A 26,639-nucleotide genomic window follows, 5' to 3' on the forward strand; every position below is an offset into this window, starting at 1 on the left:
GCCTCTGGCACCATTGCCGTGTGACTATCTTCCTGGTGATCCTCGCCATCGTGCTGGTGGGTGCCACGGCGCTCCTCGCGTCCGGTCGGGAGGTGCCGGCGGTCCTGCGGCCCCGGGGCGCCCGGCGGGCGAAGCCGTCCGTCCTCCGCCGTGCCGCGGACGGGCCCGACGACGCGGCCGGGCGGGACCCGGCGGGCACCCCGACGGGTGACGACGACAGCCGGCTCCTGACGCCGGGCAGCGACGAGGACCCTTCGGCACGAAGAGACGGACTCGGGTTGGTCGAGCCGGTGGCGAGCCTCCCGCCGGTCCTGCTGCCCGATGATCCGTCGGGGACCGACGTCGATGCCGTGCGGTTCGGACTGGGCCTGCGCGGGTACCGGATGGACCAGGTGGACGAGGTCCTCGATCGACTCTCGAGCGCGCTCGAGGCCAGGGACGCCACGATCAGGGCCCTGCGGGCCGAGCTCGCGGGACGGGACGGACGCCGGTGAGCGGGGCTGTCCCGGGGTCGGACGGTCGCCTGCGCTGCGGCTGGGCCGTGTCCAGTGCGGAGTACGAGCGGTACCACGACCTCGAGTGGGGGCGGCCGGTCACGGGCGAGACGGCACTCTTCGAACGGCTGAGCCTCGAGGCGTTCCAGTCCGGCCTCAGCTGGATCACCATCCTGCGGAAGCGCGAGGCCTTCCGCTCCGCGTTCGCCGGGTTCGAGCCCCGCACCGTGTCCGCCTTCGGCCAGGCGGACATCGAGAGGCTCCTCGCCGACCCGGGCATCGTCCGGAACCGCCAGAAGATCGAGGCGACCGTCTCGAACGCCCGCGCGCTCCTCGCCCTGCCCGCCGGGACGACGCTCGGCTCGGTCCTCGCCGCCCACCGCCCTGCGCAGGTCGCCGCTCCGGCCACCCTCGCGGACGTCCCGGCCATCACGCCGGAGAGTACCTCCCTCGCCCGCACGCTCCGCGGTCTCGGCTTCCGGTTCGTCGGCCCGACGACGGCCTATGCCATGCTGCAGGCCACGGGCTACGTCGACGACCACCTCCAGGACTGCTGGGTGCGGGATGCACTGTCCGCCGCCGCCCCCGCGATCGTGCCGGGGAGCAGCGCGGCCACGGGGGCGCGCCGCCCGTGATCAGCCGCGGACGGACCGACACGGCGACGGCGGCCGGCCCCGCTCCCGTCGCACGGAGCGGGCGCGGGACCGTCGTGTCCCGGCTCCTCGCGCACTGGTCCGTCCAGGTGCTCGTGCTCTTCCTCGCGGGGCGCCTCGTCAGCACGGCGATCCTCCTCCTCGCTGCATCCCGCCAGGGGGCAAGTCCCTGGTCCGGGCCCGCGCCCGCCTACGGCACCTTCATCAACTACTGGGACAGCGGGTGGTACGAGCGCATCTTCCGTGAGGGCTATCCGACGGACCTGCCCACGGACCTCTTCGGCATCGTCACGCACAACCAGTGGGCCTTCTACCCCCTGTACCCGGGTATCGTCCGCAGCCTCGACGTCGTCACGGGCCTCGGTTGGGGCGTCCTCGCTCCGCTGGTCGCGTGGCTCGCCGCTGCGGGCGCGGCCCTCGTGATCTATCGGCTGTTCCGGCTGCGGGCCGGTCACCGCACCGCGCTCGCGGGTGTCGCGGTCGTGTCGCTCGCCCCGGTCTCGCCGATCCTGCAGGTCCCCTACGCCGAATCCCTGCACCTCCTGCTCCTCGCCTCCGCGCTGCATCTCGTGTCGACGCACCGGTACTACGCGGCGATGCCCGTCGTCGTCCTCATGTGCCTGTCCCGTCCGGCGGGAGTGCCGTTCGCGCTGGCCCTCGGCGTCCTGTTCGTCCACGAGGTGTGGACCTGGCGCCGCGCGGGGGCGGATCCGGTGCTCCGGAGGGAATCGGCCGGCCGGGTCCTGCCCCTGCTGCTGCTCGGTGGCGTCGCGTCGCTCTCCGCCGTGGCCTGGCCCCTCATCGCCTGGATCGCGACGGGTCGGCGCGACGCCTACGTCGCCACCGAGACCGCGTGGCGTGGCGAGGCGCTCACCCCCTTCCTCCCGTGGTTCGAGAACCCGGCGGCCCTCGTCGGGCCGGCAGCGGCGTCCCTCGTGGTCCTGGCGCTCCTCCTCGGCGGGATCGGACTGTTCTCCGCGCGCCCCGTCCGGTCGCTCGGGCTGGTCCTGAATGCGTGGTGCGCCGCCTACCTGCTGTACCTCGCGGCCTTCTGGGACCCGCAGTCCAGCACCTGGCGCATCCTGGTGCCGCTCTTCCCCCTCGCCCTCGCCGCTGCGTCACTGCAGCGAGGCAGGATCCTCTGGGTGCTCCTGCCGCTCTCGGTGGTCCTGCAGTTCCTCTGGGTCGACTCGCTGTGGGGCTGGACTCCCACGGGATCGAACGGGGATTATCCACCCTGAGTGTGATCCACGCCGCACCCGAATTAGCAGGAGCAGGGCTTGTGCTGAATAATGAAGGGGATGACGTGCACCGCCGGGCCTCTCACCGGGTCGACGGGACGGAGCACCGTTTACTGTCGCGCTACCGCTGACCGCGGTTGCGCCCTGTTGAAAGGGACACCCCTATGGCTGCCATGAAACCGCGTACCGGCGATGGACCGATGGAAGTCACCAAGGAGGGGCGCAGCCTCATCATGCGGGTACCCATCGACGGCGGCGGACGCCTGGTCGTGGAACTCAACGCGGAAGAGGCAGGCAACCTCAAGGACTGCCTGCTCACCGTCACCGGCTGACACCGCTCCGTCCACCCGCCGCCCCCGCTTCGCGATCAGGCCTTCTTCGCGGTCAGGCCTTTTGCTTGACGGCGAGGAGGAGTCCCGTGCCGGTCGGGAGGAGTGCCGAGACGAGGGAATCGTCGTCTCGGACCATCCGGCCCACCTGCCGCAGCGTGTTGGTCGACTGCTCTCGGACGGCGGGTTCCGCCACGCGGTCCTGGTCGAGGGCATCGTTGACGATGAGGATGCCGCCGTCCTTCAGCAGGCGGATCGCCTGCTCCACGTACGCCGGGAGTCCCGCCTTGTCGGCGTCGATGAAGACGAGGTCGTAAGCGCGATCCGTCAGCCGGGGCAGGACGTCCGCGGCGCGCCCCGAGATGGTGCGGGTCCGGTTGGAGGGTATGCCCGCTTCCGCGAAGGCCTCCCGAGCCGCCCGGAGATGATCGACGTCGGAATCGATCGTGGTCAGCACGGCGCTCCGTCCGAGCCCCCTCAGGAGGCAGACCCCCGAGACGCCGGCACCCGCGCCGACCTCGACCGCCGTCGTCGCCTTCGAGGCAGCCGCCAGCACGGTCAGGGCAGCGCCGACTGCAGGTGTCACCGGAGAGACGCCCAGCTCGTGGGACCTGTCGCGGGCACGGAGCAGGATGTCGTCCTCGTCGGGAAGCCCTTCCGTGTAGGACCAGCTGCTGTGTTTGTCGGCGGCCATGGGCATCCGTTCTGTTCTGGGATAAGGGGGACTGTCGGAGGCCGGAGCCCCGCCCCAACACTACTGTCTGGGCTGCTCGCACTTCCATGCGGGCGGCCGTTCCGGACCGTTCGCCGGTGAGCCGGAGAGTAACCGACAGCGAAGCCGATACCCGGAATCAACACGCGCCGGCCTGCCAGCTACCTCCCAGCTTGGTGCGAAAGACTTCGAACTCGGGACATCCGGCACGAGCACGGTCCCGAATCCCTGATACCACCGCCTGCTGCATGGGCATCGGCGTGGTGGCCCGATCGGGATACGCGGCGAAAAGGGGTAGATGATGTCCAGCGTGAAGGCGGCACAGCCCGCTGGTGGGTCCGCAGTGGCGGACGATCCCATCCTCGATGAGCACGGCAACCCGTGGGTGGCCCCGTCCTGGGAAGAAGTGGTCACCAACTACTCGCCGAAGGTCTACCGCCTGGCCTACCGCCTGACCGGGAACCGCTTCGACGCCGAGGACCTCACGCAGGAGGTCTTCGTGCGGGTCTTCCGGTCCCTCGCGAACTTCAAGCCGGGCACCCTCGACGGCTGGCTGCACCGCATCACCACCAATCTCTTCCTCGACCAGGCGCGGCGCAAGACCCGCATCCGGTTCGACGGCCTGACGGAGGAGGCCGAGAGCCGCCTCCCCAGCAAGCACCCCGGCCCCGAGCGCAGCTTCGAGTTCAACAACCTCGACATCGACGTGCAGTCGGCGCTCGAGGAGCTCCCCCCGGATTTCCGGGCCGCCGTCGTCCTGTGCGACCTCGAAGGCCTGGCGTACGACGAGGTGGCACAGGTGCTGGGGGTCAAGCTCGGCACCGTACGCTCGCGCATCCACCGTGGCCGCACGATGCTCCGCGAGAAGCTCGCCCACCGCGATCCGCGACCCACCGGAGGAAGCGGCACTGCCCTGGGCGTCCCGCGGATCGCCGGTCTGGGCTAGGGACGGTGCTTCACCCCCGTCGCCTCCTGCAGGACCTCGTGGACGGCGAACTGCCGGACCGGCGCCGGATCGGCGTCGAGCGCCACGTCGCCCGCTGCTCCGCGTGCGCTGCGACCGTGTCCAGGCTCCGCGCCCTCAAGAGTGCCCTGCTCGGCCTGCGCAGGCCCGTACCCGACCCGGAGTTCCAGCGACGACTGCTGGCTCCCACCGCCGCGGTCGAGGGTCCTCCGCGGTTCCAGCGGCGTGAGGACCGGGCAGGATCGAGTGCTGCGTTCGTCCGGGACCATCATGAGCGGACCGAGCCCCACCGGCGCCGTCGTACCGCCGTTGCCGCAGCCGGCGGGACCGTCGTCGTGGCCGGGGCGATCCTCGGCAGCGCCTATATCGTCGGGTCCGAGGCCGCCTCCACCACGATCGAGGCGGCCGACGGCTCCACGGCACTCCGTGCAGGCTGGGAGTCGGTGGCGCCGCGCACCCCGACGACCCTCGACGCCGAGCAGCTGGACACCCTCCGAGCCGGAGGGTGGTACTGCCCGGAGCTCGAATCGCTCGGCTTCACGCTCAGCAGCGCCGAAGGGATCACGGTGGACGGCAGGCCCACGCTCGAGCTCACCCTCGAGAACGACGGCTCCACCGTCACGGTCTACGAACAGAGGAAGGTCGGCGACGAGGGCGGGGGTGCGGCCGCACCCTTCAGCGCCGTGACAGGGCGCGTCGTCACGGCCGACGGCTTCGAGCACGTCGGCGGAGCCGACCGCGACCTGTGGGTGCGCTCGGGCGAGCCGTGGCAGGTGGTGCTGGATTCCCCGACGGTCACGTACACCGTGGTGTCTTCGATGCCTGCCGCCGCCATGCCGCAGACACTGAGCCAGCTCGTGACCACGGAGCACGCCCAGCTGGCCGTGACTCCACCCCGCCAGGAGGAATCGATGATGGAGCGGATCGTCCGGGGACTGTCGATGATCACGCACCCCGGGGGAAGCTCCCACTAGCCGCGGTCCACCGGCCGGTCGGATGACTCGGGCATGACGGTCCGGTGAATCTTCGGCGATGCATGGCGGGGTCCCACCGCGGGGACACCCGTGACGGTGACGGGCCTCCGGGCGGGAAGGTAGTCTTTTCAGGTGTTGGGAATCAACGGCCTCGAACTCGTGGTCCTGGCGATCATCGCCGTCGTGGTGCTCGGCCCGGAGCGCCTTCCGGAGTACGCCGCCCAGCTCGCTCGGCTCGTGAAGGGCCTCCGCCGCATGGCCAGCGGAGCACGCGAGCAGCTCCGGGAGGAAGTGGGACCGGAGCTCGACGAGGTCGACTGGCGCAAGCTCGACCCCCGCCAGTACGACCCGCGGCGCATCATCAAGGAAGCCCTCCTCGACGACATCGAGGACGTCTTCAAGCCGGTCAGCGAGGGTGCCCCGAGGCCTGTCGCCGCCGCCGCGCCCGCTGCCGCCGCACTCGCTTCTGCCCGACCTGCCGTGACGGTTCCCCTCGGGCCGCGTCTCGAAGCAGGACAGGCCGCCCCCTACGACCTCGAGGCGACCTGAGCCCTGCGTGCACGCCTACCGTGGCGTGACGTTCAGCCTCAGTCCGTAGAGGCCGCGGGGACGGCGGGCCAGCGCGCCGGCGATCCGCACGAGTTCGATACCCGCCCTGGATGCCAGGTGGTCGAGGACCAGGGGGACGCCGTCGTCCCCGCCCTGCCGGAGGGCGACGTCCAACGGGATGCTGCCGAGCAGGGGGATGTCGATTCCCAGCGTCGCCGTCAGGCGGCCCGCCACCGCCCCACCCCCGCCGCTCCCGAAGAGGTCGAGCCGGGTGCCGTCGGGCAGCTCGAGCCACGACATGTTCTCGATCACCCCCGCCACCCCCTGGCCGGTCTGCGCCGCCATCGCCCCTGCGCGCTCCGCCACGTCCGCCGCGGCGCCCTGCGGAGTGGTCACCACGAGCAGTTCCGAGGTCGGCAGGAGCTGGGCCACCGAGATCGCGATGTCGCCCGTGCCCGGCGGCAGGTCGAGGAACAGGACGTCCAGGTCGCCGAAGTAGACGTCCGTCAGAAACTGCTCGAGTGCACGGTGCAGCATGGGCCCTCGCCAGGAGATGGGCTGGTTGCCCTCGACGAACATGCCGATCGAGATGACCTTCACGTCATGGGCGACCGGCGGCAGGATGAGTTCGTCCACGCGGGTGGGCTGCTGGGTGATCCCCATGAGTGCCGGTACGGAGAACCCGTACACGTCGGCGTCGACGATGCCCACACGGAGCCCCTGTGCGGCCATCGCGACCGCCAGGTTGACGGTGACGCTGGACTTGCCCACGCCGCCCTTTCCGCTCGCGACGGCGTAGACCCGCGTCAGTGAGCCAGGATCGTTGAAGGGGATGCCCCGGCGGCCGCCGGCGCCCTTCAGCCGTTCCTTAAGGGCATCGCGCTGCTCCTGGTCCATCACGCCGAGGTCGACCTCGACCCGCCCGACGCCGGGGACGGCGGACAGTGCCGCCTCGGTGTCCTGCACGATGGTGTCGCGCAGCGGGCACCCGGCGATGGTGAGCAGGACGCGGATGCGCACCGTCGCCCCCTCGACGGACACCGTGTCGAGCATGCCGAGTTCGGTGATGGGGCGGCGCAGTTCCGGATCGATCACCGTGGCGAGGGCGGCGTGGACGGCGTCCTCCGGGGGCCCGCCGACGGGAAGGTCGCTGCTCACCGGACGGGCTTCCTCCCGGCCGACTGGACCTTGGGCATGGCCACGGTGTTCTCCGGGGGCTTCCGTGGCTTGCGCTTGTGGAGGGTCAGCTCCTGGCCGTCCGTCGTCTCCAGCAGTTCCTCGAGGACCGACCGCAGCTCCGAACGGACGTAGTCGCGCGTGGCGACCTCCCGCAGGGCGATGCGCAGCTCAGCGATCTCGCGGGTGAGGTACTCGGTGTCCGAGAGGTTGCGTTCCGCCCGTTGCCGATCCTGCCGCAGGGAGACGCGGTCGCGGTCGTCCTGCCGGTTCTGGGCGAGCAGCAGCAGGGGGGCGGCGTAGGAGGCCTGGAGGGACAGCATGAGGGTGAGTGCCGTGAAGCCCAGGGCCGCGCTGTCGAACCGGAGGCCCGCCGGACCGAAGGTGTTCCAGCACAGCCAGATGATGCAGAACACCGTCATGTAGAGCAGGAACTGCGGTGTGCCCATGAACCGCGCGAAATTCTCCGTCGCGCTGCCGAACCGGTCGGGGTTCGGCCGCGGGCGGTTGAGGAACCGCTTCCGCGTCTCCTTGGGCGTGTCCAGCCCCCGGGAGCTGGACCTCATCTTCTCAGCCACGGCGGCCACCCCGTTTCGGTTCCGGTGCATCGTCCTGCGCCCGCCAGTCGTCCGGGAGCAGGTGGTCGAGGACGTCGTCGACCGTCACCGCGCCGACGAGGCGCCCCTCGGTGTTGACGACCGGCAGCGAGTTCAGGTTGTAGGTCGCGAGGATGCGCGACACCTCGCTGACGTCCGCCTGATCGCCCACCGCCTCGAGACCGGTGTCGATGATGTTGCCGAGCGGCTCGGGCGGGGGGAAGCGGAGGAGCTGCTGGATGTGCACGACGCCCAGGTAGCGGCCCGTCGGCGTCTCGAGCGGTGGGCGGCAGACGAAGATCGAGGAGGCGAGGGCAGGTGTGAGTTCCTCCCGGCGCACGTGCGCCAGGGCCTCCGCCACGGTGGCCTCCGGCGGCAGGATGACCGGGACCGTCGTCATGAGGGATCCCGCGGTGTCCTCCTCGTACTCGAGCAGGCGGCGCACGTCCTCGGCGTCCTCGGGCTCCATGAGCTGGAGGAGCTCCTCCTTCTGGGCCTCGGGCAGCTCGTTGAGGAGGTCGGCGGCGTCGTCCGGGTCCATCTCCTCGAGGACGTCGGCCGCCCGCTCCCGGGTGAGCGAGGTCAGGATCTGCACCTGGTCGTCGTCGGGCAGTTCCTGGAGGACGTCGGCGAGGCGATCGTCCTGCAGCTCCCCGGCGACCTCGATGCGGCGCTTGTCGTTCATCTCGTGCAGGGCGTCGGCGAAGTCGGCCGCTTTCAGGTCGTCGTGCTGGGCGACGAACTGCGTGGCCCCCTGGGGCTCGTCGGTGGCGCCGTGGAAGGCGTGGAGCCAGTCGATGATGATGCGCTCACCGCCGCGCCGCAGCCCGCGCAGCGGGGAGGTCGAACCACCGCGTCGGACGAAGAGCTGCGACACGTGCCAGTCACCCGCGCGGTTGCGCTCCATGGCGACGTCCTCGACGACCGCGTTCCCGCTGCCGTCGCGCAGCGTCAGCCGGCGGTCGAACAGCTCCGCGACCACGAGCATCTCCGCCCCGCGCTGTTCGAACCGGCGCAGGTTGACCAGGCCGGTGCAGATGATCTGCGACGGATCCATCGAGGTGATCCGGGTCATGGGGACGAAGACGCGTTTCTTCCCGGGCACCTCGACGACGAGGCCGATCACCTGCGGCGGTTTGCCCGGACCGCGGTCGAGGACCACGGCGTCACGGAGACGCCCGAGGCGGTCACCAAGGGGGTCGAAGACGTCGAGGCCGAGGAGCCGGGCGACGAAGACGCGGGTCGGGTTGGTAGTCACTGCCCTAGGCTATCGGGCGGCACACGACCGGGTGGCATCCTGCGGCCGTGCGACGCCGGACGGTCGTCCGGCTCGTTCCCGGCAGGCGTGCGGCGGACACCGGGCGAACTGCCAGTTCACTCCCGGCGATACCGCCCCCACGGACGGCGGTGGTACGCAAGAATGGGGAGCATGTCGACACCACCTCTCGGAACAACTGCCTCCCGCGACCTGGGCCGCGTGCTGCCCACCGGCGAGACGATCGGGCGGTACACCAGCTACCTCGATGCGCAGAAGGCCGTGGACTACCTCGCCGACAACAAGTTCGCCGTACAGCGCGTCGCGATCGTGGGCAACGACCTGAAGGCCGTGGAGCGGGTCACGGGGCGCCTCAGCTACCCCCGCGTGGCCCTGAGCAGTGCGCTGTCCGGCGCCTGGTTCGGACTGTTCGTCGGCCTGATCCTGAGCCTGTTCGCGAACAGCGACATGGTCAGCACGGTACCGTCCTCGATCCTGCTCGGGGCCATCTTCTGGCTGCTCTTCGGCGTCATCACCTACGCGTTCCAGCGCGGCAAGCGGGACTTCACCTCGACGAGCCAGGTGGTCGCGACCAGCTACGACCTCCTCGTCGAGCCGAGCCTCGCCGGTGAGGCTCGCCGGTTGCTGCAGCAGCTGCCCATGAACGGTCAGGCCCAGCATCCCGGCAGCAACCCGGCGGCGTGGGGCCAGGGGCAGCAACCGCCCCAGCAGGGACAGGCACCGGAGCGACCAGCGTCCTGGAACGATCCGTTCCCCACCCAGCAGCCCCAGCAGCAGCCCGGACAGGCACAGCCCGCGGACGTCGAGGGTCAGGCGGCGGGCTCGACGGCCGGACCCGGCACCACCGGACCGCGGCGCGGACAGTTCCCGGACCTGCCCGACGGCCGCCCCCAGTACGGGGTCCGCGTCGAGGATCCGGCCGGACGTGCGATGCCCGGCCCCGACGGGCCGCAGGTCGGCGCCGATGGTTCCGCCGCAGGCACCGAGGGGCCGGGAGCGCACCAGCAGGGCGCGCAGGCGCCCGGGGACGGCGACGGTCCGGCCGGCTCCGGTTCCTCGGCGGTCGGCGGACCGCGCTAGTCGAGGGTGCGATCGACGCCGACGAGTCGGCGTCGATCGAAGCGAGAGAACGAAAAGGCAGGGACCCCGCGGTCCCTGCCTTTCCTGTCCCCCGGCGCCGGGGCCCGCGACTACTCCCTGGATGGCCCCCAGATCCCGGCCATCCAGTCCTCCACGTCCTCGGGCTTCCGCGGGAGGGCGGCACTCAGGTTGACCGGCCCGTCGGCGGTCATCAGGATGTCGTCCTCGATCCGCACGCCGATGCCCCGGTACTCCTCGGGCACGGCGAGGTCCTCGTCCTTGAAGTACAGGCCGGGCTCGATCGTGAACACCATGCCCTCGGTCAGCACGCCGTCCAGGTACAGTTCCCGCTTCGCCTGGGCGCAGTCGTGCACGTCCATGCCGAGGTGGTGGCTGGTGCCGTGCGGCATCCACCGTCGGTGGTGCTGGCCCTCATCCGCGAGCGCTTCCTCGAGCGTGACCGGCAGCAGTCCCCAGCCATCGAGGTTCTCGGCGAGGACGGTGACGGCGGCGAGGTGGATCTCACGGAACTTCCGGCCGGGCTGCGCTGCGGCGAAGCCAGCGTCCGCCGCGTCGAGCACCGCCTGGTAGACCTTCCGCTGGACGTCGGAGTACCGGCCGTTGACGGGAAGGGTCCGGGTGATGTCTGCGGTGTACAGGCTCTCCGCTTCGACGCCGGCGTCGAGGAGCAGGAGCTCCCCGGCCTTCACCTGCCCGGTGTTGCGGATCCAGTGGAGGGTGGTCGCGTTGTTGCCGGAGGCCGCGATGGTGTCGTAGCCGAGGTCGTTGCCCTCCTCCCGGGCCCGCGTGAAGAAGGCGCCCTCCACGACGCGCTCGCCGCGGGGGTGGCTGATGGCGCGGGGGAGGGAGCGGACCACCTCGTGGAATCCGCTGACGGTCGCCGCGACGGCGGCCTCCATCTGCTCGATCTCCCAGGCGTCCTTGATGAGCCTCAGCTCGGACAGGGCCTCGGCGAGCACGGCGTCCAGGGCGTCGGCCTTCTCCAGGTCCACCCCCGTGTTGATGCGTGAGGTGTCCACGAGGGCGTCGGCGTTGAGGTCCACCTCCCGGAGCAGGCGGATCCCGGTTCCGCCGATCTCGACCACACCGGCGTCCTGGGTGATGGCGACCTCGAGGTCGCCGAGGTCCGCGGTCTCGAGGGCGAGCTGAGCCCTGATCTGCGCCATGGACAGCCGCTGGCCGATCCAGAACTCGCCGTACCGGGCGTTGGCGTAGAACTCCGCGCTGTCCCGTCCCGCCAGTTCGCGGAAGTACAGCGTGGCGACGTGGTGGCCGCCGTCGTCGCCCGTCCCGGGATCGACGGGCTCGAGGACGAGGACGGCGTCCGGCTCGTGGTCGAGGCCGAGGCCCGTCAGGTGGGCGAACCCGGAGTGCGGGCGGTACCGGTAGTCGGTGTCGTTCGAGCGGACCTTGAACGGGCCGGCCGGGATCACCAGGCGCTCGCCGGGGAAGCGGTCGGAGACGGCACGCCGGCGTCGGGCGGCGTGCGCGGCGACGGGCGCCTCGGGCGGCAGCTCCTCCGAGGACCGGGCCCAGTCGCCGGCCATGAAGGCCTTGAAGGCGTCGGAATCGGGCCGCTGCGAGCGGTTCTCGTTCCGATCGGAGAGGGGCTGGCCCTCGGGGGAGTCGGTGGGATTCAGGCCTGCGGGTGCGGTGTCGTCGGTGCTCACCCCGTCATCGTCTCACCGGGGCGGCATGGCAGGAAAGTCGGGCCGTTGAGGAGTCCGGGCGCCGAGGTGTGGAGCAGCAGCAGGGACGACAGCGACAGGACACCCCACGACGACGATCGCGATCGCCATCGTCCGGGCAGGACAGCGGGCCGCGTCGTCGAGCGGCCGCTGCGGACGATCACCGCAGGAGCGAGGAGGGGCGTGCCGCGGGGAAGCTCGTCCTGCTCATCGCCGAACACCGCCGGGGAGTCGACAGGAGCTGCCCCCTCCCGGCGCGTAGATTGGATCCGGTGAGAATCGACCTGCACACGCACTCCAACGTCTCGGACGGCACCGAGGCCCCCGACGTCCTGATCGCCTCCGCCGCGACCGCAGGCCTCGACGCCGTCGCGCTGACCGACCACGACTCGACCGCGGGGTGGAGCAGGGCATTCACCGCGGCCGGCGCACTGGGAATCACCTTCGTCCCGGGTATGGAGGTCTCCTGCCGCACGGACACCGGCATCAGCGTGCACGTCCTGTCCTACCTGCACGATCCGCTGCACGCCGGGCTGGGCGAGGAGATCGCCAAGTCGCGGCACGCACGCCTCACGCGGGCCCGCCGGATGGTCGAGCTCATGTCCGAGGACTACCCGATCACGTGGGAACTGGTGCAGGAGCACGTGACCGAGGGCGCGACCGTGGGACGTCCGCACATTGCCGATGCCCTGATCGCGCTCGGGATCGTGACGAGCCGGTCCGAGGCCTTCGAGCGCATCCTGACCGCGCGGTCGCCGTACTGGGTCAGCCACTACGCACCGCATCCGGCAGCCGCCGTCGCGCTCATCCGCGAGGCGGGCGGCGTCCCGGTCTTCGCGCATCCGTCCGCGTTCAACCGCGGGGCCGTGGTGGGCGGCGCCGTCATCGACGAGATGATCGACGCCGGACTCCTGGGCCTCGAGGTGGAGCACCGGGACAACCCGGAGGGCGCACGCGTCGAGCTGCGGCGCATCGCCCGCGACAACGGCCTGCTCGTGACCGGCTCCAGCGACTATCACGGCACCGGCAAGCCGAACCTGCTCGGGGAGAACGTGACGAGCGCGGAGACCCTCGAGGCGATCATCGGTCTAGCCACCGGGACCCGGGCGGGCTGACGGGCGTTCCGGTCCGCCCTCCGGGCACCAGCGGCCTGCAGGACGGATGCCCGGTGGACCGGCTAGGGTGCTCCGGTCCAGGGGGCCAGGCGCCGCTCCATGATCCCGATGGCCTGCGGATTGCTGTCGACGCAGACGAAGCGCCGGCCGAGCTTACCGGCGACGGCGCCCAGGGTCCCCGACCCCGCGAAGAAGTCCAGGACCCAGTCGCCCTCGCGGCTGCTCGCGGCGACGGCACGCCGCAGCAGCCCCTCCGGCTTCTGCGTGGGATATCCGGTCTTCTCCCGGCCGGTCGGGGACACGATGGTGTGCCACCACACGTCGGTGGGCAGCTTGCCGAGCGCCGCCTTCTCCGCCGTCACGAGGCCGGGAGCCATGTAGGGTTCCCGGTCCACCTCGTCGCTGCTGAAGTGGTACCCGGCCGGGTCCTTCACGTACACGAGGATGTTGTCGTGCTTCGCGGGCCACTTCCGCTTCGCCCGGGCGCCGTAGTCATAGGCCCAGATGATCTCGTTCAGGAAGCAGTCGCGCCCGAAGAGGGCATCCAGCATCACCTTGGCGTAGTGCACCTCGCGGTAGTCGAGGTGCACGTAGAGCGTGCCGTCGGCGGCGAGGAGTCGCCAGGCCTCGGCGAGCCGCGGGGCGAGGAAGTCCCAGTAGTCCTCGAACACGTCGTCGTAGCTCGCGAGGATGCCCTTCACGGTCGAGTAGGACTGTCCCTTGAAGCCCACGCGGTCACCTGACCCCGGGGCCGCCCGCACCATCGAGGTCTGCTGCCGCCGCTGCGCACGGCCGGTGTTGAACGGCGGATCGACGTAGATCATGCTGAACGACGCATCGGGCAGGGTGGGCAGGTACTGGGCGTTATCGGCGTGGACCACGAGATTGGCGCCGTCCGCGCTCCACACGGGAGACACGGACGGCGCAGGAAGTTCCGTCACCGAGGACTAGTCCTCCGAGCCGCCGGCAGGGTTCCCGACGACCTCGCCGTTGCGGCGGCGCGTGCGGCTCCGGCGGGGGCGGTCGCCCGCAGCCGTCTCGCCGGACACGGCGTCGGCGGCACGACGGCGGCGTCCGCCCTCGGGGTCGGCTGCCCCGGTCGCTGCGGGTGCTGCAGCGGACGACGTCGACTCGGCGGGACCGTTGCTGTCCGCTCCGCGGCCGCCGCGGCCGCGGCCTCGCGAGCCCCTGCCGGAGTCGCGCTGCTGTCCGCCTGCTGCGCCGTCGCGGCTCTGGCCACCCCGCCCGCCGTCTCGGCTCTGTCCGCGACCGCCCGCGCCCGCGGCACCACCGGCGCCGTCCGGGCGCCCGCCGCCACGCTTGCCGGTCTCGCCGAGGTCCTCGAGGGTCTCGGCGTTGATCCCGGCGAGCTTGCGGTCCTTGCGGGGCAGCCGGCCCTTGGTGCCCACGGGGATGTCCAGATCGGTGTACAGGTGCGGCGACGACGAGTAGGTCTCGACCGGCTCGGGCGCGTCGAGGCCGAGCGCCTTGTTGATCAGGCCCCAGCGGGGCACGTCGTCCCAGTCGACGAAGGTGACCGCGGTGCCCTTCTTGCCGGCGCGGCCCGTGCGGCCCACGCGGTGCAGGTAGGCCTTCTCGTCCTCGGGGCACTGGTAGTTGATGACGTGCGTGATGTCCTCGACGTCGATGCCGCGGGCAGCGACCTCGGTGGCGACGAGCACGTCGATCTTGTCGCCGCGGAAGGCGCGCAGGGCCTGCTCGCGGGCTCCCTGGCCGAGGTCGCCGTGGATGGCGCCGGCCGCGAAGCCACGGTCGATGAGCTCCTCGGAGAGCTTCGCCGCGGTGCGTTTGGTCTTACAGAAGATGATGGTCCGGCCGCGGTTGCGGGATTGGAGGATCCGGGCCACGACCTCGGCCTTGTCGAGGTTGTGAGCCCGGTAGATGACCTGCCGGATGTCCTTCTTGGTGATGCCCTCGTCCTCGGGGTCCGCTGCCCGGATGTGCGTGGGCTGGGTCATGTAGCGGCGCGCCATCGCGATGACGGGGCCGGGCATGGTCGCGGAGAAGAGGAGTGTCTGGCGGACCGGCGGCGTCGCGGCGATGAGGGTCTCGACGTCGGGCAGGAACCCGAGGTCCAGCATCTCGTCGGCCTCGTCCAGCACCACGATCTTGACGTTCTTCAGGACCAGGAGCTTCTGCCGGTACAGGTCGATCAGGCGGCCGGGGGTCCCGACCACGATCTCGACGCCCCTCTTGATGGCCTCGATCTGCGGCTCGTAGGCACGCCCGCCGTAGATGGTGACGATGCGCGCGTTGCGCTTCTTCGCCGCCGTCGTGAGGTCACCTGCCACCTGCACGGCGAGTTCGCGCGTGGGGACGACGACGAGGGCCTGCGGTGCACCGGGGACGGGCAGCTTCTCGTAGCCGGCGTCGTCCGGCCCGACGACACGCTGGATCGCCGGGATGCCGAAGCCGAGCGTCTTGCCGGTTCCGGTCTTGGCCTGGCCGATGATGTCGTGTCCGCCGAGCGCGATGGACAGGGTCATCGCCTGGATGGGGAAGGGGTGGGTGATGCCCGCATCCGCGAGGGATTCCACGATGTCCGGGCGGACGTTGAAGTCGGCGAAGGTCTCCGCGACGGGAGCGTGGGGCTCCTCGGTGGTGACCAGCGTCTCCTCGACGTCGATGGCGTCCTCGGAGTTGTCGGCGACGAGGTGGTGGGCGTCGGCCGCGGGGGAACTGTTCGTGTCGTGATCTGTGTTGTGCACGTTCTACCGTTCATTCAGGCCGTACGGCCGCTGAGGCTCGACGCCCGGATGGAGTCCATCCGGTGCGGAGCGTATCGGCGGGCGCAGGGCGTCCAGTGGAAGCCGATCGCGGGCTTGCAACTGCGTGCGGGCTGCGGAGGGAGACCTGCGCCCGCGGGAAAACTCGGGATCGAGTAGGTACTGCGGGTTATCGAAGAGGGATAACGACCGGGCATCCATTACTACGCTCCAAGCCTACCCTGCCCGCCCCCGGGAGCGTGTCATCGCCCGCGCGTGCACGCCGCGCCGGGTGCGGGGTCACCGCGCGTCAGTGGGTTTGACCTCGAAGCGGAGGCGCCGGCGGGCGATGTCCGCCTCGAGGAGCACCACCGTCACGCGCTCTCCCGCCACCAGCTCCCCGTAGCACTTCGCCTCCAGCGGCGGCTCGGTGACCTGGACCGTGCCCGAGAGCCGCGGTGCCTGCTTCCCGGGTGCGTCCGCCACGGCGGGTGGGGAGGCCTGCAGGACGACGGCGGAGAACGCCTCGCCGATGCGGTTGCTCAGCAGCGCGGCCTGCACGGCGTCCATTGCTCCGGAGTCGAGGCGTGACGCCGTCTGGTTGGACGACGCCATGAGGGCGTTGAGGTCGGGAAGGACGTCCCGCACCCAGGCGGGCACCTCCTCGCCTGCACAGAGCGATGCACAGATCACGAGGACGAAGCGGTCGACGAGCCGGCGCAGGGGAGCGGTGGTGTGCGTGTACGGGGCGGCGATGGCGGACTGGACGACGGCCTCGGGCACCTCGCCGTCGAAGGCCGTGTAGCCGGCGCCGCGGAAGAGCGAGGCCGCGGCGTGCATGAGGGCCAGCTGCCGGGGATCGGTCACGTCCAGCGTGCGGAGGAACGCGCCGTAGGGGAGGTCCTCGGGCCACGGGTGGTCGAGCGCCTCCGACTGCCGCCGGAACTTGCCGAGCGCGCCGTCGTCGGGCTCGGGCATGGTGCGCAGGACGCCGATGCCGCCGTCGATCATCATGCGCGCGGCCGCCATGCCCGTCATGAGCGAGATCTGGGCGTTCCAGTCCTCGCAGGGGAGCGCCGGCTCGGTGAGGATGCTGTAGCTCTCGCCGTCGTGGATGATCTCCTGGCGGGGGAGGTTGAGGCTGGCTCCGCCGCGGTCGAGTTCCTGCTGGATGCGGAGCAGGCCGATCTCCTGCAGGAGCTCGAGCTGCGCGTCCGCCCTGCCGGCGTCCACGTCCGCCTGGACCTCCGCATAGGTGAGCTGGCGGCGGCTGCGCACCACGGCCCGCTCGACCGTCACCGATCGGACGACGGCGGCAGCGTCCAGCCGGAAGTGCCAGACGAAGGCGGGCCGGTCCTCCTCGGGCAGGAGACTTGCGGCGTCCTCGGAGATGACCTCGGGATGCAGTGAGATGCGGCCGTCCGGAGCGTACATCGTCTGTCCGCGCAGCCGTGCCTCGGCGTCGATCGCGCCGCCCGGAGCAACGAACAGCGGGACGTCCGCGATGGCGTACCAGACCTCGAACCCGCCCGCGGGCTCCGGGAGGCGGGCCAGATGGACGGCCTGGTCGAGGTCGGTGGACCCCGGCGGGTCGATGGTCAGGAACGGGAGGTCACGGAGGTCTGCACTCGGCGGGCGGTGCGCGGCAACCGCCTCCTCCGCCTCCCGCAGCACGTCGGCCGGGAAGTCCTCCCTGATGTCGAGTTCCTCGCGCAGGAGTCGCAGCGACTCCGTGAGGCGCTGCTGGGACTCCCGGTCCCTCAGATCCATATGCTGTGCTGGCACAGGGCTCAGGGTAATGCACGTCACAGACATCCGGTGCGAGCACGGCCCGGTGGCGCTGCGGACCCTGTCCGGTGTCGGCCGGGGCGCGCGGGCGTCCGGATCCTGCCGTCAGTCGGTCGGCGGGCGCAGGGAGTCGACGGCCTTCGCGACGCGGCGCGTCCGTGTATCCGCCCCCTTGGCCTGCTCGATCGGCACCACGAGGGCCTTCCGCCGGCTGACGGAAAGGGCGTCGAACGCGGCGACGAGCCGCGGATCCGACGACAGGGCGACGGCGAGATCCTCCGGCACGTCGACCGTCCGCTCGGCGAGGTCCAGTTCGAGGCGGACGTGTACGGTCTGGCGCGCGGTCAACCCTGCGGCAGTGCGGTGATCCCCGCTGACGGGGATCATCGCGCGGCCGTTCAGGGAACCGACGGTGGTGCGGAACGTGTAGGAGCCGAGCGTCACCCGGACCGGCGGGCGCCGTCCGCCGTCGAGCGCAGCAAGGACCTCCTCGGGCACCTCGATGCCGGTCGCGGTGCGGCCCGAAAGCTCGAGGACACCCGAGAAATCCATCCGGTCCTGCCTTCCGCCCGGCATCCTGCCGGAGCCTCGTCCGTCCGTGCGATGATCACCCGCCACGGTCCGGAGGTGATGATCCTAGACCGCTTCGGCGCGCCGGGGACAGAGGGATCCGCACACGGGCCTCGGACGCGCTTGCCGGACCTCCCGGAGTGCGTACTCTTAGCAGAATGAACAACGGCTCCTCCGACAGCACGGCCCTTTCCGCGACCGATACGGGCCGGACGCAGGACCGGTCTGCCGGAGCATCTGTCGGCGCCGGTGCGCCGACGTCACCGGCTGGACCCGGTGCGCGGCATGCATCGGTCCCGGCCGATGCCGGGCAGCTGCCGGCGAGTGCCGCGGACGACGCACTCGGCAACCCCCGCTACGCGAGCTTCGTCACCGACCTCCTCGGTGTCATCGCCTACGGTGAGCTGTCCGGTTTCGAGCGACTCTCCTCCGATGCCCGTTTCTCGCCCAGCCTCGCGGACCGGGCCAGCCTCGGGCGGCTCGCAGTCCTCGAGTTCGAGCACTTCGAGCTGGTCAGCCGGTTCGTGGCCGGTCTCGGCGTCACGATCGAGGACGCCATGGCGCCGTTCCAGGCCTCGATCGATGCCTTCCACGAGCGCACCCGCCCGGGCGACTGGTACGAGTCCCTGATGAAGGCCTATGTCATCGACGCCTTCTCCGGCGACTTCTACCGGGCGCTCGCCGACAGCCTGGACCCGAGAACCCGTGACCTGATCGGCGCGATCGACTCGGGCGACGGCGCCGCGCACCTCCAGCGGCGCCTGAAGGAGGCCCTGGCGGACGATCCGCGGCTCGCCTCCCGGCTCGCGCTCTGGGGGCGGAGGCTCGTGGGAGAGGCCCTCACGCAGGCTCAGCGCGTAGGGATCGAGCGGGAGTACCTGGCGGGACTGCTCTTCGCCAACGAGGCCGACCACACGCAGCACACCACCGCCCTGTTCTCGCAGCTCACGAGGAACCATTCGCGGCGCATGAGCGCGCTGGGCCTCACGGCCTGACGCCCGGCGCCGGTCGAGGGACCGGGCACCGGTGCCCGCCGCGCGGTCCGCACCCTGCCTCGCCCCGGCACAGCTCCCGACCAGGGGCCGGACACACGAGAACCCGCGGCCGATGATCGGGGCCGCGGGTTCTCGTCGGACGAAGGATCAGGAGTGCTAGAGGGCGCCGAACCCGACGCGGCGGGATTCCTCGGCGCCGATCTCCACGTACCCGAGGACGGAGGTCGGGACGATGACCTGGCGACCCTTTGAGTCCTTCAGGCGGAGCTCGGAACCGCTGCCCATGGCTGCTGCGACGAGGTCGGCGATGGCGTCGGCGCTCTCGGAGGACTCGAGCACGATCTCCCGGTTGACGTTCTGGATACCGATCTTGACTTCCACGGCGGATGCCTCCTGTGTAGTGAGCGTTACTGCTTCGAACCTACTCTAGATCTCCTTGGGGAAGCGGCTGATTCCGCGCCAAGCTAAACGGTAGATCAGCTCCGCGGCGGCATCGATGTCGAGGCTGCCCTCCGTCTCGAGCCAGTAGCGGGCGCTGATCTGTGCCATCCCGGCGAGGCCCCGGCCCAGGAGCGTCGCCTCCACCGTCGAGAGCTGGGTGTCGCCGGCGATCACGCCGGCGATCGCGCTCGCGAACTGCGCGTTGAACTCCTCGAGCCTGCTGCTGACGTCGGGCTCGTTGCTGATGTCCGACTCGAAGACGAGCCGGTGCGCCCGGCTGTCCTGGGCGATGAACTGGAAGTAGGCGCGCATCGTCGCGTGCACGCGCAGCTTGTTGTCGTCGGTGGAACGCAGGGCGTCGTGGAGCAGCTGGGTGAGCTCGGCCAGGTGGCTGTCCAGCAGGGCGAGGTACAGGTCCCGCTTCCCGGGGAAGTGCTGGTACAGCACGGGTTTGCTGACCTTGGCCGCGACCGCGATGTCGTCCATCGCGGCCCCGTGGTAGCCGTTGCCGACGAACACCTCCTGCGCTGCCGCCAGGAGTTGCCGACGTCGCTCGTCCCGCGGCAGCCGGACGGCTTTTCCTGCGGTGCTCGGGTCGGCGCTCACGGGGAATCCTTGGGTCCTGGGGGCGGATGGGGCCAGATCAGTCTACCCATCAGTCCTCCTGCGATGGCTCCACCGGTGCGCGGCGGAATACCCTTGGGCATGACCGCTTCACCGACCGCTCCGAACACTTCCGCCGACGTCGGGACACCGATCGGGACGCCGACGGGGGCGCCGTCCGGGCCGTCGGTCGGGGCGCGTTCCGGGACGCCGCCCACGACCGTGTCCGGTCTGCCCGCGCTCGTGGAGCCGGCAGCCGGCCTCACCCCCGAGGAGATCCTGCGCTACTCGCGCCACCTGATCATCCCGGACTTCGGCATGGAGGCGCAGCTGCGGCTGAAGAACGCCCGGGTGCTGGTGATCGGCGCCGGCGGCCTCGGTTCGCCCGCGCTGCTCTACCTCGCGGCAGCGGGCGTCGGCCTGCTCGGGATCGTGGACGACGACGACGTCGAGCTCTCCAACCTGCAGCGGCAGGTCATCCACGGCATGGCCGACCTCGGGCGGTCTAAGGCGGAGTCCGCCCGGGCGAGCATCCTGGAGCTCAACCCGCTCGTCGGCGTGGTGCTGCACGAGGAGCGGCTCGACCGTGGGAACGCGCTGGACCTGTTCTCGCAGTACGACCTGATCGTCGACGGCACCGACAACTTCGCCACGCGCTACCTGGTGAACGACGCCGCGGCGATCCTCGGCAAGCCCTACGTCTGGGGGTCGATCCTGCGCTTCGACGGCCAGGTGAGTGTCTTCTGGCAGGGCCACGGACCGACGTACCGCGACCTCTACCCGGAGGCGCCGCCGCCCGGCTCCGTACCCTCCTGCGCCGAGGGCGGGGTGCTCGGCGTGCTCTGCGCGCAGATCGGTTCGGTCATGGTCAACGAGGCCATCAAGCTGATCACGGGCGTGGGCACCACCCTCCTCGGGCGGGTCCTGGTGTTCAATGCACTGGACATGAGCTGGCGCGAGTTGCGCGTGCGCCCCGACCCGTCGGCGGAGCGGATCACGGAGCTGATCGACTACGAGCAGTTCTGCGGGGTGCCCTCGGTCGGTTCCGGTTCCGGTTCCGGTTCCGGCGACGCCGGCACGGCCGGGACGAGCGAGGACGGGCCGGTTCCCCTGGTCACGGTGGACGAGCTGGCGGAACTCCTGGCCGCACGGTCCGCCGGCAGCGTGGACTTCGACCTGCTGGACGTCCGGAACCCGGAGGAGTACGCGATCGTCGCCATCGAGGGAGCCCGGCTGGTCCCGCAGCACCTCATCCTCGACGGCGAGGACCGGATCGATGCCGCCCGTCCCGTGATCGTCCACTGCAAGTCAGGGGTGCGCTCGGCCGCCGTCGTCCGCTTCCTCCGTGCGCAGGGCCACCCCGACGCGCGGTCCGTGCAGGGCGGGATCATCGAATGGATCGGCCGGATCGAGCCCGGGAAGCCGGGGTACTGAGCGGCGTCCTCGGGGGGACGGGACGGCCGCGACGGTCGCAGGGGACTGGCGGAGTCAGGCGCTCCGGGCGGGGCGCCCGTGATCGACGGGGCACACGGCGCCATCGGGGTGGACATGGCCGGTGTGCGGCGGAACGGCAGGCGGCAGGGTCGCGTCCGAGGTCCCGGTCCCCTTCTCGGCCGCTGGAGCCACCTCGATGCCGTAGAGGGCCTCGAGTGCTGCGGTGTACTCGTCCTGGCGACCCTCGGCGGCGAGCTCACGCGCCCGTACGGTCGGGACGTGGAGAAGCTGGCGGACCATGCGGCGGAGGGCGAACTCGACCTCCTCGGCGGCAGCCGTGCACCCGTGCTGCGCCCGGACGCGCTCCATCTCGGAATCGAGCACGGCCTGCGTGTGCTGCCGGAGGGCGACGATCGCAGCGTTCATCGCGCGGGTCGCCTGCTGCTCCTCGAAGGTGCGGGCGGCGTCACGCACGAGGTCGCCGGCCTGGGCGAGCGCGTCCGCCTGCTCCTCGGGGGCCGCTGCTCGGACGGATTCGAGCGTGATGAGCTCGACGTCGTCGAGCATGCCGACGGCGGGATCGAAGTCGTGGCTGAGGGCGAGGTCGATCACGACGAGGGGCCGGTTGCCGCCCTCGCGGATCCGCTGGAGGTCGGCCGCATCGATCCGCGCGTCGCTGCCGCTGCAGCCGATGACGACGTCGGCGCGGCGCATCGCTCCGGGGAGGTCGGCGGCGGTGACGGCAGTGCCGCCGCGCGTGGCAACGAAGGCCTCGGCGCGACCGGACGAGGAGAACACCGAGATGTCGATGCAGCCGCGGTCCTTGAGTGCTGCCATAGTGGCGCCCGCGTAGGCGCCGGTCCCGAAGAGCACGACCGTCTTCCGTGACCAGTCGGCGTCCGCGGAGATGTCCCCGGCGAGTTCGAGGGCCACGGAGACGATCGAGCGGCCGCGGCTGCCGAGCGCGGTCTGCGCCCCGACGTCCTTCGCGGTCCTCGACGCGGCCTGGAAGAGACGCACGAGCCCGCCGCTCGCAGCCCCCGAACCCTGCGCGTCGATGAGGGCGCGCCGGACCTGGCCGGCGATCTCGCGCTCGCCGATCACGGCGGAATCCAGTCCGGCGCCGACGGCGAAGAGGTGCTCGGCGACGTCCTGGCCGGTATGGGTCTCGAAGGATGCCGAGACGGACTGCTCGGGAATGCCGGAGTACTCGCTGATCGTCGAGACGATGGCGGATCGTGCCGCTTCGACGTCGTCCTCGGACGGTGCCTCGGCGTAGATCTCGAAGCGGTTGCAGGTGGCCAGCACGACGGCGCCGGAGACAGCCCTGTCATCGGCGAGCACGGCGGCAGGGACCTGGGGGGCCCCGACGCTCAGTCGGGCGACCGTCTCCAGGTCCACATTCGAGTGTGTCGCTACAAGTGAAAGAAGTACCACAACCCCTCGATCATACCGAGAACGGCCCTTCCCCACTGAATAGGCCAGCCTTACCGGAGCTTGCAATCCGCGGAATCCTGCGGAATCCTGCGGAATCCTGCCCCACTCGGACGGGCGTGATCTTGGGCACGCCCGGCCGGCCCGTGGCGGCGCCGGTTATCCAAACGCTGTGAACTTCGGCAGAATCGGCGGTATGGACCTTGGAGCATCGCACCCGCTGGTCGACGGACGCACGTCCGGCTCGGCACTCATCTCCGCCTATCGCGGGCAGACGCCGCATCGGCGGCCCGTGTGGTTCATGCGCCAGGCCGGCCGCTCCCTGCCGGAGTACCGGGCCCTCCGCGCGGGGACCGACATGCTCGAGTCGTGCCTCGATCCGGAGATGGCCTCGGAGATCACCCTGCAGCCCGTCCGCCGCCACGACGTCGATGCGGGCATCTTCTTCTCCGACATCGTCATCCCGCTCAAGCTCGCAGGCGTGGACGTGGACATCGTGCCGGGTGTGGGCCCGGTCCTCGGCTCGCCCATCCGCTCCGCGGCCGACGTCGCCGCCCTGCCCACACTGACCGATGAGGCGCTCGAGCCGATCAGGCAGGCGGTGGCCCTGACCGTGGCGCAGCTCGGGACCACGCCGCTCATCGGGTTCGCCGGCGCGCCCTTCACGCTCGCCGCGTACATGGTGGAGGGGAAGCCCTCCCGGGACCACCTGGGTCCGCGCACCATGATGCACGCCGATCCCGGGACGTGGTCCGCGCTCACCGACTGGGCGGCGGACGCCTCCGGCGCCTTCCTCCGCGCTCAACTCGAGGCGGGCGCCAGTGCGGCCCAGCTCTTCGACTCGTGGGCGGGATCCCTGGGTCTCGCGGACTACCGCACGCACGTCGCGCCGGCCTCGCGCCGGGCCCTCGACCACGTACGGGGCTCCGGCGCACCCCTCATCCACTTCGGCACCGGTACGTCGGAGCTCCTGGTGGCGATGCACGAGGTCGGCGTGGACGTGATCGGTGTCGACTACCGGCTGCCGCTGGACGAGGCCAACCGGCGCCTCGGCGGCTCGGTGCCGCTCCAGGGCAACATCGACCCGGCACTGCTGCCCGCGCCGTGGCCGGTGCTCGAACGCCATGTGCGCGAGGTCCTCGCAGCCGGCGCCTCGGCGCCCGGGCACGTGGTCAACCTCGGGCACGGCGTCCCCCCGGACACCGACCCCGATGTGCTCACGCAGGTCGTGGAGCTCATCCACTCCGTGGAGCCGTAGGCATGGACCAGGGGGTCGGGCGTGGCCGGCGGGAGACGCCCGCCGGCGCCGCAGCAGCGGACCGCGGGGCAGGTGGCCGGACCGGCGCCGTCGTCGGGTCCGGTCCCGCCGCGTCCGCGGACGGGCCTTCGCTCGCGGCTTCCCCACCGGCGGTAGCTCAGGGAGCCCCGGCGACCATGCCCGCAGCGGCAGCGCCGCCCGCACCCGCACGGGAGGCGGCATCGGACGACGGCGCGGCCCCGGCACCCGCCCGCCGCCGGACCGTGGTCATCGGCGGAGGGCTGGCCGGCCTCGTCGCCGCGCGGACCCTGCTGGCCCGCGGACTGGCCGTCACGCTCCTGGAACGGTCCGATCGTTTCGGCGGGACCGTGGACGGCAGATCGCTCGGAGGATTCCAGCTCGACAGCGGTGCCGAGTCCTTCTCGACGCGCTCGGCCACCGTCCCGGCGCTCGCCGGAGAGCTCGGACTCGGTGACCGCATCGTCACGCCCGATGCCACGGGTGCCTGGGTGCAGCTGCCCGGCAGGGACCTCCGGGCGGCGGCGCAGCCCCTGCCGAACTCCGGGGTCCTCGGCATCCCCGCTGATCCGGGCGATCCCGCCATCACCGCGGTGATCGGCCGGGCAGGGTCGCTGCGCGCGGCCCTGGACAGGGTGCTGCCCGTGGGATCGCTGGCGACCCGCAGCGGAGTCAGCCTCGGTGAACTCGTCCGCACGCGGATGGGGGAGGAGGTGCTGACGCGCCTGGTCGCGCCCGTCGCCGGTGGTGTGTTCTCCGCCGATCCGGACGATCTCGACGTCGACTCCGTGGCCCCCGGGCTCCGGGCGACCATGGGACGGCTGGGATCCCTCGGTGCGGCGGCCGGAGCGCTGCGTAAGGCCGCACCGGCGGGGGCCGCCGTCGGTGGCCTCGACGGTGGCATCGCCCAGCTCCGCGATGCGCTCGTGGAGCAGCTCAGGGCCGACGGCGCCGACCTGCGGACGGGAGAGCAGGTCTCCGGCGTGACCCGCGACGGTGCGGGCTGGACGGTGACCACCGAGCACTCGACCCTGACCCGTCGCATCGGGGCGGACGCCGTCGTCGTGGCCACCGAGGGTCGCGCCGCCGTCGACCTGCTGGCTCCTGCCATCCCGGCCCTCGCCGACGAGCGCCCCGATCCGGTGCCCGGCGTCGCCCTGGTGACGCTGATCGTGGACGTCCCCGAACTCGATGCCCGGCCGCGCGGGACGGGCGTCCTCGTGGCCCGGGGTGTCGAGGGGGTCGCCGCGAAGGCACTGACGCACTCGACCGCGAAGTGGGCGTGGCTGCGCGACCAGGCGGGGCCGGGCTCGCACGTCCTGCGGCTGTCCTTCGGGCGGGTGGGGGACACCCCGGCCGACGTCGGGCTCGCCTCACCGGACGAGCTCCTCTACCGGCACGCGCTCGCGGACGCCTCGAACCTGCTCGGTGTCGGCATCGACGAGGCGGACGTCCTCGACTGGGACGTGGTGCGCTGGGCAGGCGCGCTGCCGCACGCCTCCGTGGGTCACCGCGAGCGCGTCGCCCGCATCCGGGGGGCAGTGGCCGCGGCTGCGGAGTCGCTCGCCGTGACCGGCGGATGGCTGGCAGGGACGGGACTCGTGGCCGTCATCGACGACGCGCGGGCGCGGGCGACAGCCCTTGCTGACGTCCTGCTGAGGGGCGACACCGGCGCCCCGATGTGACGTTCGTCTCTTCTACCGTTTGTAGAAGAGAAGGATTTCGAATCGTCTTCCGGCGGGGGCAGACTAGTACCATGACTGAGCCGAACGGTAGCAACCCCGCCCACGCTCCACAGCAGACCGGAGAGGGCGCCGAAGCCCCCGGTGAGCTGTTCTACACGCTCTGGACGGTCTTCAAGCGGGGTTCCGCGACGACCGATTCCGGTGCCCACACGCTCGACGAGGTCGTCGCCTCCTTCGAGCAGGACGGCGTGGTGCTCCGTGGCTTCTACGACGTCTCCGCGATGCGGGCCGACGCCGACGTCATGGTCTGGCTGCACGGGCCCCGCCCCGAGGACCTCCAGATGGCGGTCCGCAGGCTCAGGAGGACCGAGATGTTCGCCGAGACCACCATGGTGTGGTCCGCCATGGGCGTGCACCGCGACGCCGAGTTCTCGAAGTCCCACAGCCCGGCGTTCTCCCGCGGGGTGGCTCCGGCGGAGTGGGTCTGCGTGTACCCCTTCGTCCGCTCCTACGAGTGGTACATCCTGCCCACCGACGAGCGCCGGGAGATGCTCATGGATCACGGGCTGAAGGGCCGGAAGTATCCCCAGGTCATCTCCAACACCGTGTCATCCTTCGCCCTCAACGACTACGAATGGATCCTGGCACTCGAGGCTCCGGACCTCGTCGACCTCGTCGACCTGATGCGATACCTGCGGGAGACCGAAGCACGCCGCCACGTGCGCGAGGAAGTGCCGTTCTACACCGGCCGGCGGATCAACCACGACGAGATTGCAGAGGTGCTCCAGTGACGACACAGGCATTCAACCCCCTCGACGG

27 protein-coding genes are annotated in these 26,639 nt (G+C 71.2%); 14 read left to right on the top strand and 13 right to left on the bottom strand.

All coding sequences use genetic code 11. The features are described from left to right. Nucleotides 1-20 precede the first annotated feature (20 nt). From ASF21_RS17480 to ASF21_RS16365, 4 genes are all read left to right on the top strand, one after another. Nucleotides 21-494, top strand: coding sequence for a DivIVA domain-containing protein (locus ASF21_RS17480; RefSeq protein WP_321166885.1), 474 nt, complete (start codon nt 21-23; stop codon nt 492-494). Then, on the top strand, nt 491-1,129 hold the full coding sequence (locus ASF21_RS07135) for a DNA-3-methyladenine glycosylase I (RefSeq protein ID WP_055768575.1): 639 nt from the start codon (nt 491-493) through the stop codon (nt 1,127-1,129). The genes ASF21_RS17480 and ASF21_RS07135 overlap by 4 nt, the downstream gene beginning before the upstream one ends. Further along, entirely contained in the window at nt 1,126-2,388 is a 1,263-nt protein-coding gene (locus tag ASF21_RS07140; protein ID WP_055768578.1) for a hypothetical protein, read from the top strand. Before ASF21_RS07135 ends, ASF21_RS07140 begins: the two co-directional genes overlap by 4 nt. Before the next feature lie 164 nt (nt 2,389-2,552). Continuing rightward, complete coding sequence (locus ASF21_RS16365) at nt 2,553-2,720, top strand: DUF3117 domain-containing protein (protein WP_082471292.1); 168 nt, start codon at nt 2,553-2,555, stop codon at nt 2,718-2,720. A 52-nt stretch (nt 2,721-2,772) separates the two neighbouring features. Here ASF21_RS16365 and ASF21_RS07145 read toward each other — a convergent pair whose 3' ends face one another. Continuing rightward, nucleotides 2,773-3,411, bottom strand: a complete 639-nt coding sequence (locus ASF21_RS07145; RefSeq protein WP_055768582.1) for an O-methyltransferase — start codon at nt 3,409-3,411, stop codon at nt 2,773-2,775. A 316-nt stretch (nt 3,412-3,727) separates the two neighbouring features. On the opposite strand from ASF21_RS07145, the gene sigE reads away from it, so the two are divergent. The 3 genes from sigE (at nt 3,728) to ASF21_RS07160 (ending at nt 5,916) form a co-directional block, all read left to right on the top strand. Next, nucleotides 3,728-4,375, top strand: coding sequence for an RNA polymerase sigma factor SigE (gene sigE / locus ASF21_RS07150; protein ID WP_055768584.1), 648 nt, complete (start codon nt 3,728-3,730; stop codon nt 4,373-4,375). A 5-nt stretch (nt 4,376-4,380) separates the two neighbouring features. Next, nucleotides 4,381-5,367, top strand: coding sequence for an anti-sigma factor family protein (locus ASF21_RS07155; RefSeq protein ID WP_082471293.1), 987 nt, complete (start codon nt 4,381-4,383; stop codon nt 5,365-5,367). A gap of 132 nt (nt 5,368-5,499) precedes the next feature. After that, nucleotides 5,500-5,916, top strand: a complete 417-nt coding sequence (locus ASF21_RS07160; protein ID WP_055768589.1) for a twin-arginine translocase TatA/TatE family subunit — start codon at nt 5,500-5,502, stop codon at nt 5,914-5,916. 15 nt (nt 5,917-5,931) lie between these two features. Here the strand turns inward: ASF21_RS07160 and ASF21_RS07165 are convergent, their stop codons facing one another. The 3 genes from ASF21_RS07165 to ASF21_RS07175 are packed head-to-tail and all read right to left on the bottom strand — an operon-like array spanning nt 5,932 to nt 8,946. Next, entirely contained in the window at nt 5,932-7,074 is a 1,143-nt protein-coding gene (locus ASF21_RS07165; RefSeq protein ID WP_055768593.1) for an Mrp/NBP35 family ATP-binding protein, read from the bottom strand. After that, a complete protein-coding gene (locus tag ASF21_RS07170; protein ID WP_055769318.1) occupies nt 7,071-7,670 on the bottom strand; it encodes a DUF1003 domain-containing protein in 600 nt (199 codons plus the stop codon). The genes ASF21_RS07165 and ASF21_RS07170 overlap by 4 nt, the downstream gene beginning before the upstream one ends. Next, nucleotides 7,663-8,946, bottom strand: coding sequence for a magnesium transporter MgtE N-terminal domain-containing protein (locus ASF21_RS07175; RefSeq protein WP_055768596.1), 1,284 nt, complete (start codon nt 8,944-8,946; stop codon nt 7,663-7,665). Before ASF21_RS07175 ends, ASF21_RS07170 begins: the two co-directional genes overlap by 8 nt. 171 nt (nt 8,947-9,117) lie before the next feature. Here ASF21_RS07175 and ASF21_RS07180 point away from each other — a divergent pair, with 171 nt between their 5' ends. Then, entirely contained in the window at nt 9,118-10,044 is a 927-nt protein-coding gene (locus tag ASF21_RS07180) for a general stress protein (RefSeq protein WP_200914778.1), read from the top strand. Between the two features lie 110 nt (nt 10,045-10,154). On the opposite strand, the gene ASF21_RS07185 is transcribed toward ASF21_RS07180, so the two are convergent. Continuing rightward, on the bottom strand, nt 10,155-11,735 hold the full coding sequence (locus ASF21_RS07185) for an aminopeptidase P family protein (protein WP_414826608.1): 1,581 nt from the start codon (nt 11,733-11,735) through the stop codon (nt 10,155-10,157). After that, nucleotides 11,732-11,974 (bottom strand): hypothetical protein, encoded by a 243-nt coding sequence (locus ASF21_RS07190; RefSeq protein ID WP_055768601.1) that lies wholly within the window; start codon nt 11,972-11,974, stop codon nt 11,732-11,734. Before ASF21_RS07190 ends, ASF21_RS07185 begins: the two co-directional genes overlap by 4 nt. Nucleotides 11,975-12,025: 51 nt before the next feature. On the opposite strand from ASF21_RS07190, the gene ASF21_RS07195 reads away from it, so the two are divergent. Beyond that, nucleotides 12,026-12,868, top strand: a complete 843-nt coding sequence (locus tag ASF21_RS07195; protein WP_055768604.1) for a PHP domain-containing protein — start codon at nt 12,026-12,028, stop codon at nt 12,866-12,868. Between the two features lie 62 nt (nt 12,869-12,930). On the opposite strand, the gene ASF21_RS07200 is transcribed toward ASF21_RS07195, so the two are convergent. From ASF21_RS07200 to ASF21_RS07215, 4 genes are all read right to left on the bottom strand, one after another. Continuing rightward, nucleotides 12,931-13,809: a DNA-methyltransferase gene (locus ASF21_RS07200; protein WP_082471295.1), complete on the bottom strand. Its 879-nt coding sequence runs from the start codon at nt 13,807-13,809 to the stop codon at nt 12,931-12,933. 6 nt (nt 13,810-13,815) lie between these two features. Next, entirely contained in the window at nt 13,816-15,597 is a 1,782-nt protein-coding gene (locus ASF21_RS07205) for a DEAD/DEAH box helicase (RefSeq protein WP_055768607.1), read from the bottom strand. 297 nt (nt 15,598-15,894) lie between these two features. Beyond that, a complete protein-coding gene (locus ASF21_RS07210) occupies nt 15,895-17,379 on the bottom strand; it encodes an RNB domain-containing ribonuclease (protein WP_321166886.1) in 1,485 nt (494 codons plus the stop codon). A gap of 108 nt (nt 17,380-17,487) precedes the next feature. Continuing rightward, nucleotides 17,488-17,934, bottom strand: coding sequence for a YdeI/OmpD-associated family protein (locus ASF21_RS07215; RefSeq protein ID WP_055768614.1), 447 nt, complete (start codon nt 17,932-17,934; stop codon nt 17,488-17,490). Nucleotides 17,935-18,110: 176 nt separating this feature from the next. Here ASF21_RS07215 and ASF21_RS07220 point away from each other — a divergent pair, with 176 nt between their 5' ends. Beyond that, nucleotides 18,111-18,947: a ferritin-like fold-containing protein gene (locus tag ASF21_RS07220; protein ID WP_082471296.1), complete on the top strand. Its 837-nt coding sequence runs from the start codon at nt 18,111-18,113 to the stop codon at nt 18,945-18,947. 156 nt (nt 18,948-19,103) lie between these two features. Here the strand turns inward: ASF21_RS07220 and ASF21_RS07225 are convergent, their stop codons facing one another. Next, nucleotides 19,104-19,328 carry a DUF3107 domain-containing protein gene (locus tag ASF21_RS07225; RefSeq protein WP_055768616.1) on the bottom strand — a complete coding sequence of 75 codons (225 nt, stop codon included), beginning with the start codon at nt 19,326-19,328 and terminating at the stop codon, nt 19,104-19,106. A gap of 45 nt (nt 19,329-19,373) precedes the next feature. Continuing rightward, complete coding sequence (locus tag ASF21_RS07230) at nt 19,374-19,994, bottom strand: TetR/AcrR family transcriptional regulator (RefSeq protein WP_055768619.1); 621 nt, start codon at nt 19,992-19,994, stop codon at nt 19,374-19,376. Nucleotides 19,995-20,093: 99 nt separating this feature from the next. On the opposite strand from ASF21_RS07230, the gene moeB reads away from it, so the two are divergent. Beyond that, the gene (moeB, locus tag ASF21_RS07235) at nt 20,094-21,425 is read left to right on the top strand and encodes a molybdopterin-synthase adenylyltransferase MoeB (protein WP_082471298.1); all 1,332 of its coding nucleotides are present in this window, start codon (nt 20,094-20,096) and stop codon (nt 21,423-21,425) included. 54 nt (nt 21,426-21,479) lie between these two features. On the opposite strand, the gene ASF21_RS07240 is transcribed toward moeB, so the two are convergent. Beyond that, the gene (locus ASF21_RS07240; RefSeq protein ID WP_082471299.1) at nt 21,480-22,862 is read right to left on the bottom strand and encodes a glutamyl-tRNA reductase; all 1,383 of its coding nucleotides are present in this window, start codon (nt 22,860-22,862) and stop codon (nt 21,480-21,482) included. A gap of 193 nt (nt 22,863-23,055) precedes the next feature. Here ASF21_RS07240 and hemE point away from each other — a divergent pair, with 193 nt between their 5' ends. From hemE to hemQ, 3 genes are all read left to right on the top strand, one after another. Then, nucleotides 23,056-24,117, top strand: coding sequence for a uroporphyrinogen decarboxylase (gene hemE, locus ASF21_RS07245; RefSeq protein ID WP_055768622.1), 1,062 nt, complete (start codon nt 23,056-23,058; stop codon nt 24,115-24,117). A 2-nt stretch (nt 24,118-24,119) separates the two neighbouring features. Further along, nucleotides 24,120-25,820, top strand: coding sequence for a protoporphyrinogen oxidase (gene hemG / locus ASF21_RS07250; RefSeq protein WP_235498678.1), 1,701 nt, complete (start codon nt 24,120-24,122; stop codon nt 25,818-25,820). Between the two features lie 71 nt (nt 25,821-25,891). After that, entirely contained in the window at nt 25,892-26,611 is a 720-nt protein-coding gene (hemQ, locus tag ASF21_RS07255; protein ID WP_082471300.1) for a hydrogen peroxide-dependent heme synthase, read from the top strand. The last annotated feature ends 28 nt before the right edge of the window (nt 26,612-26,639 follow it).

This window comes from Arthrobacter sp. Leaf234 (assembly GCF_001422665.1).
Taxonomy (GTDB): Bacteria; Actinomycetota; Actinomycetes; order Actinomycetales; family Micrococcaceae; genus Arthrobacter_D.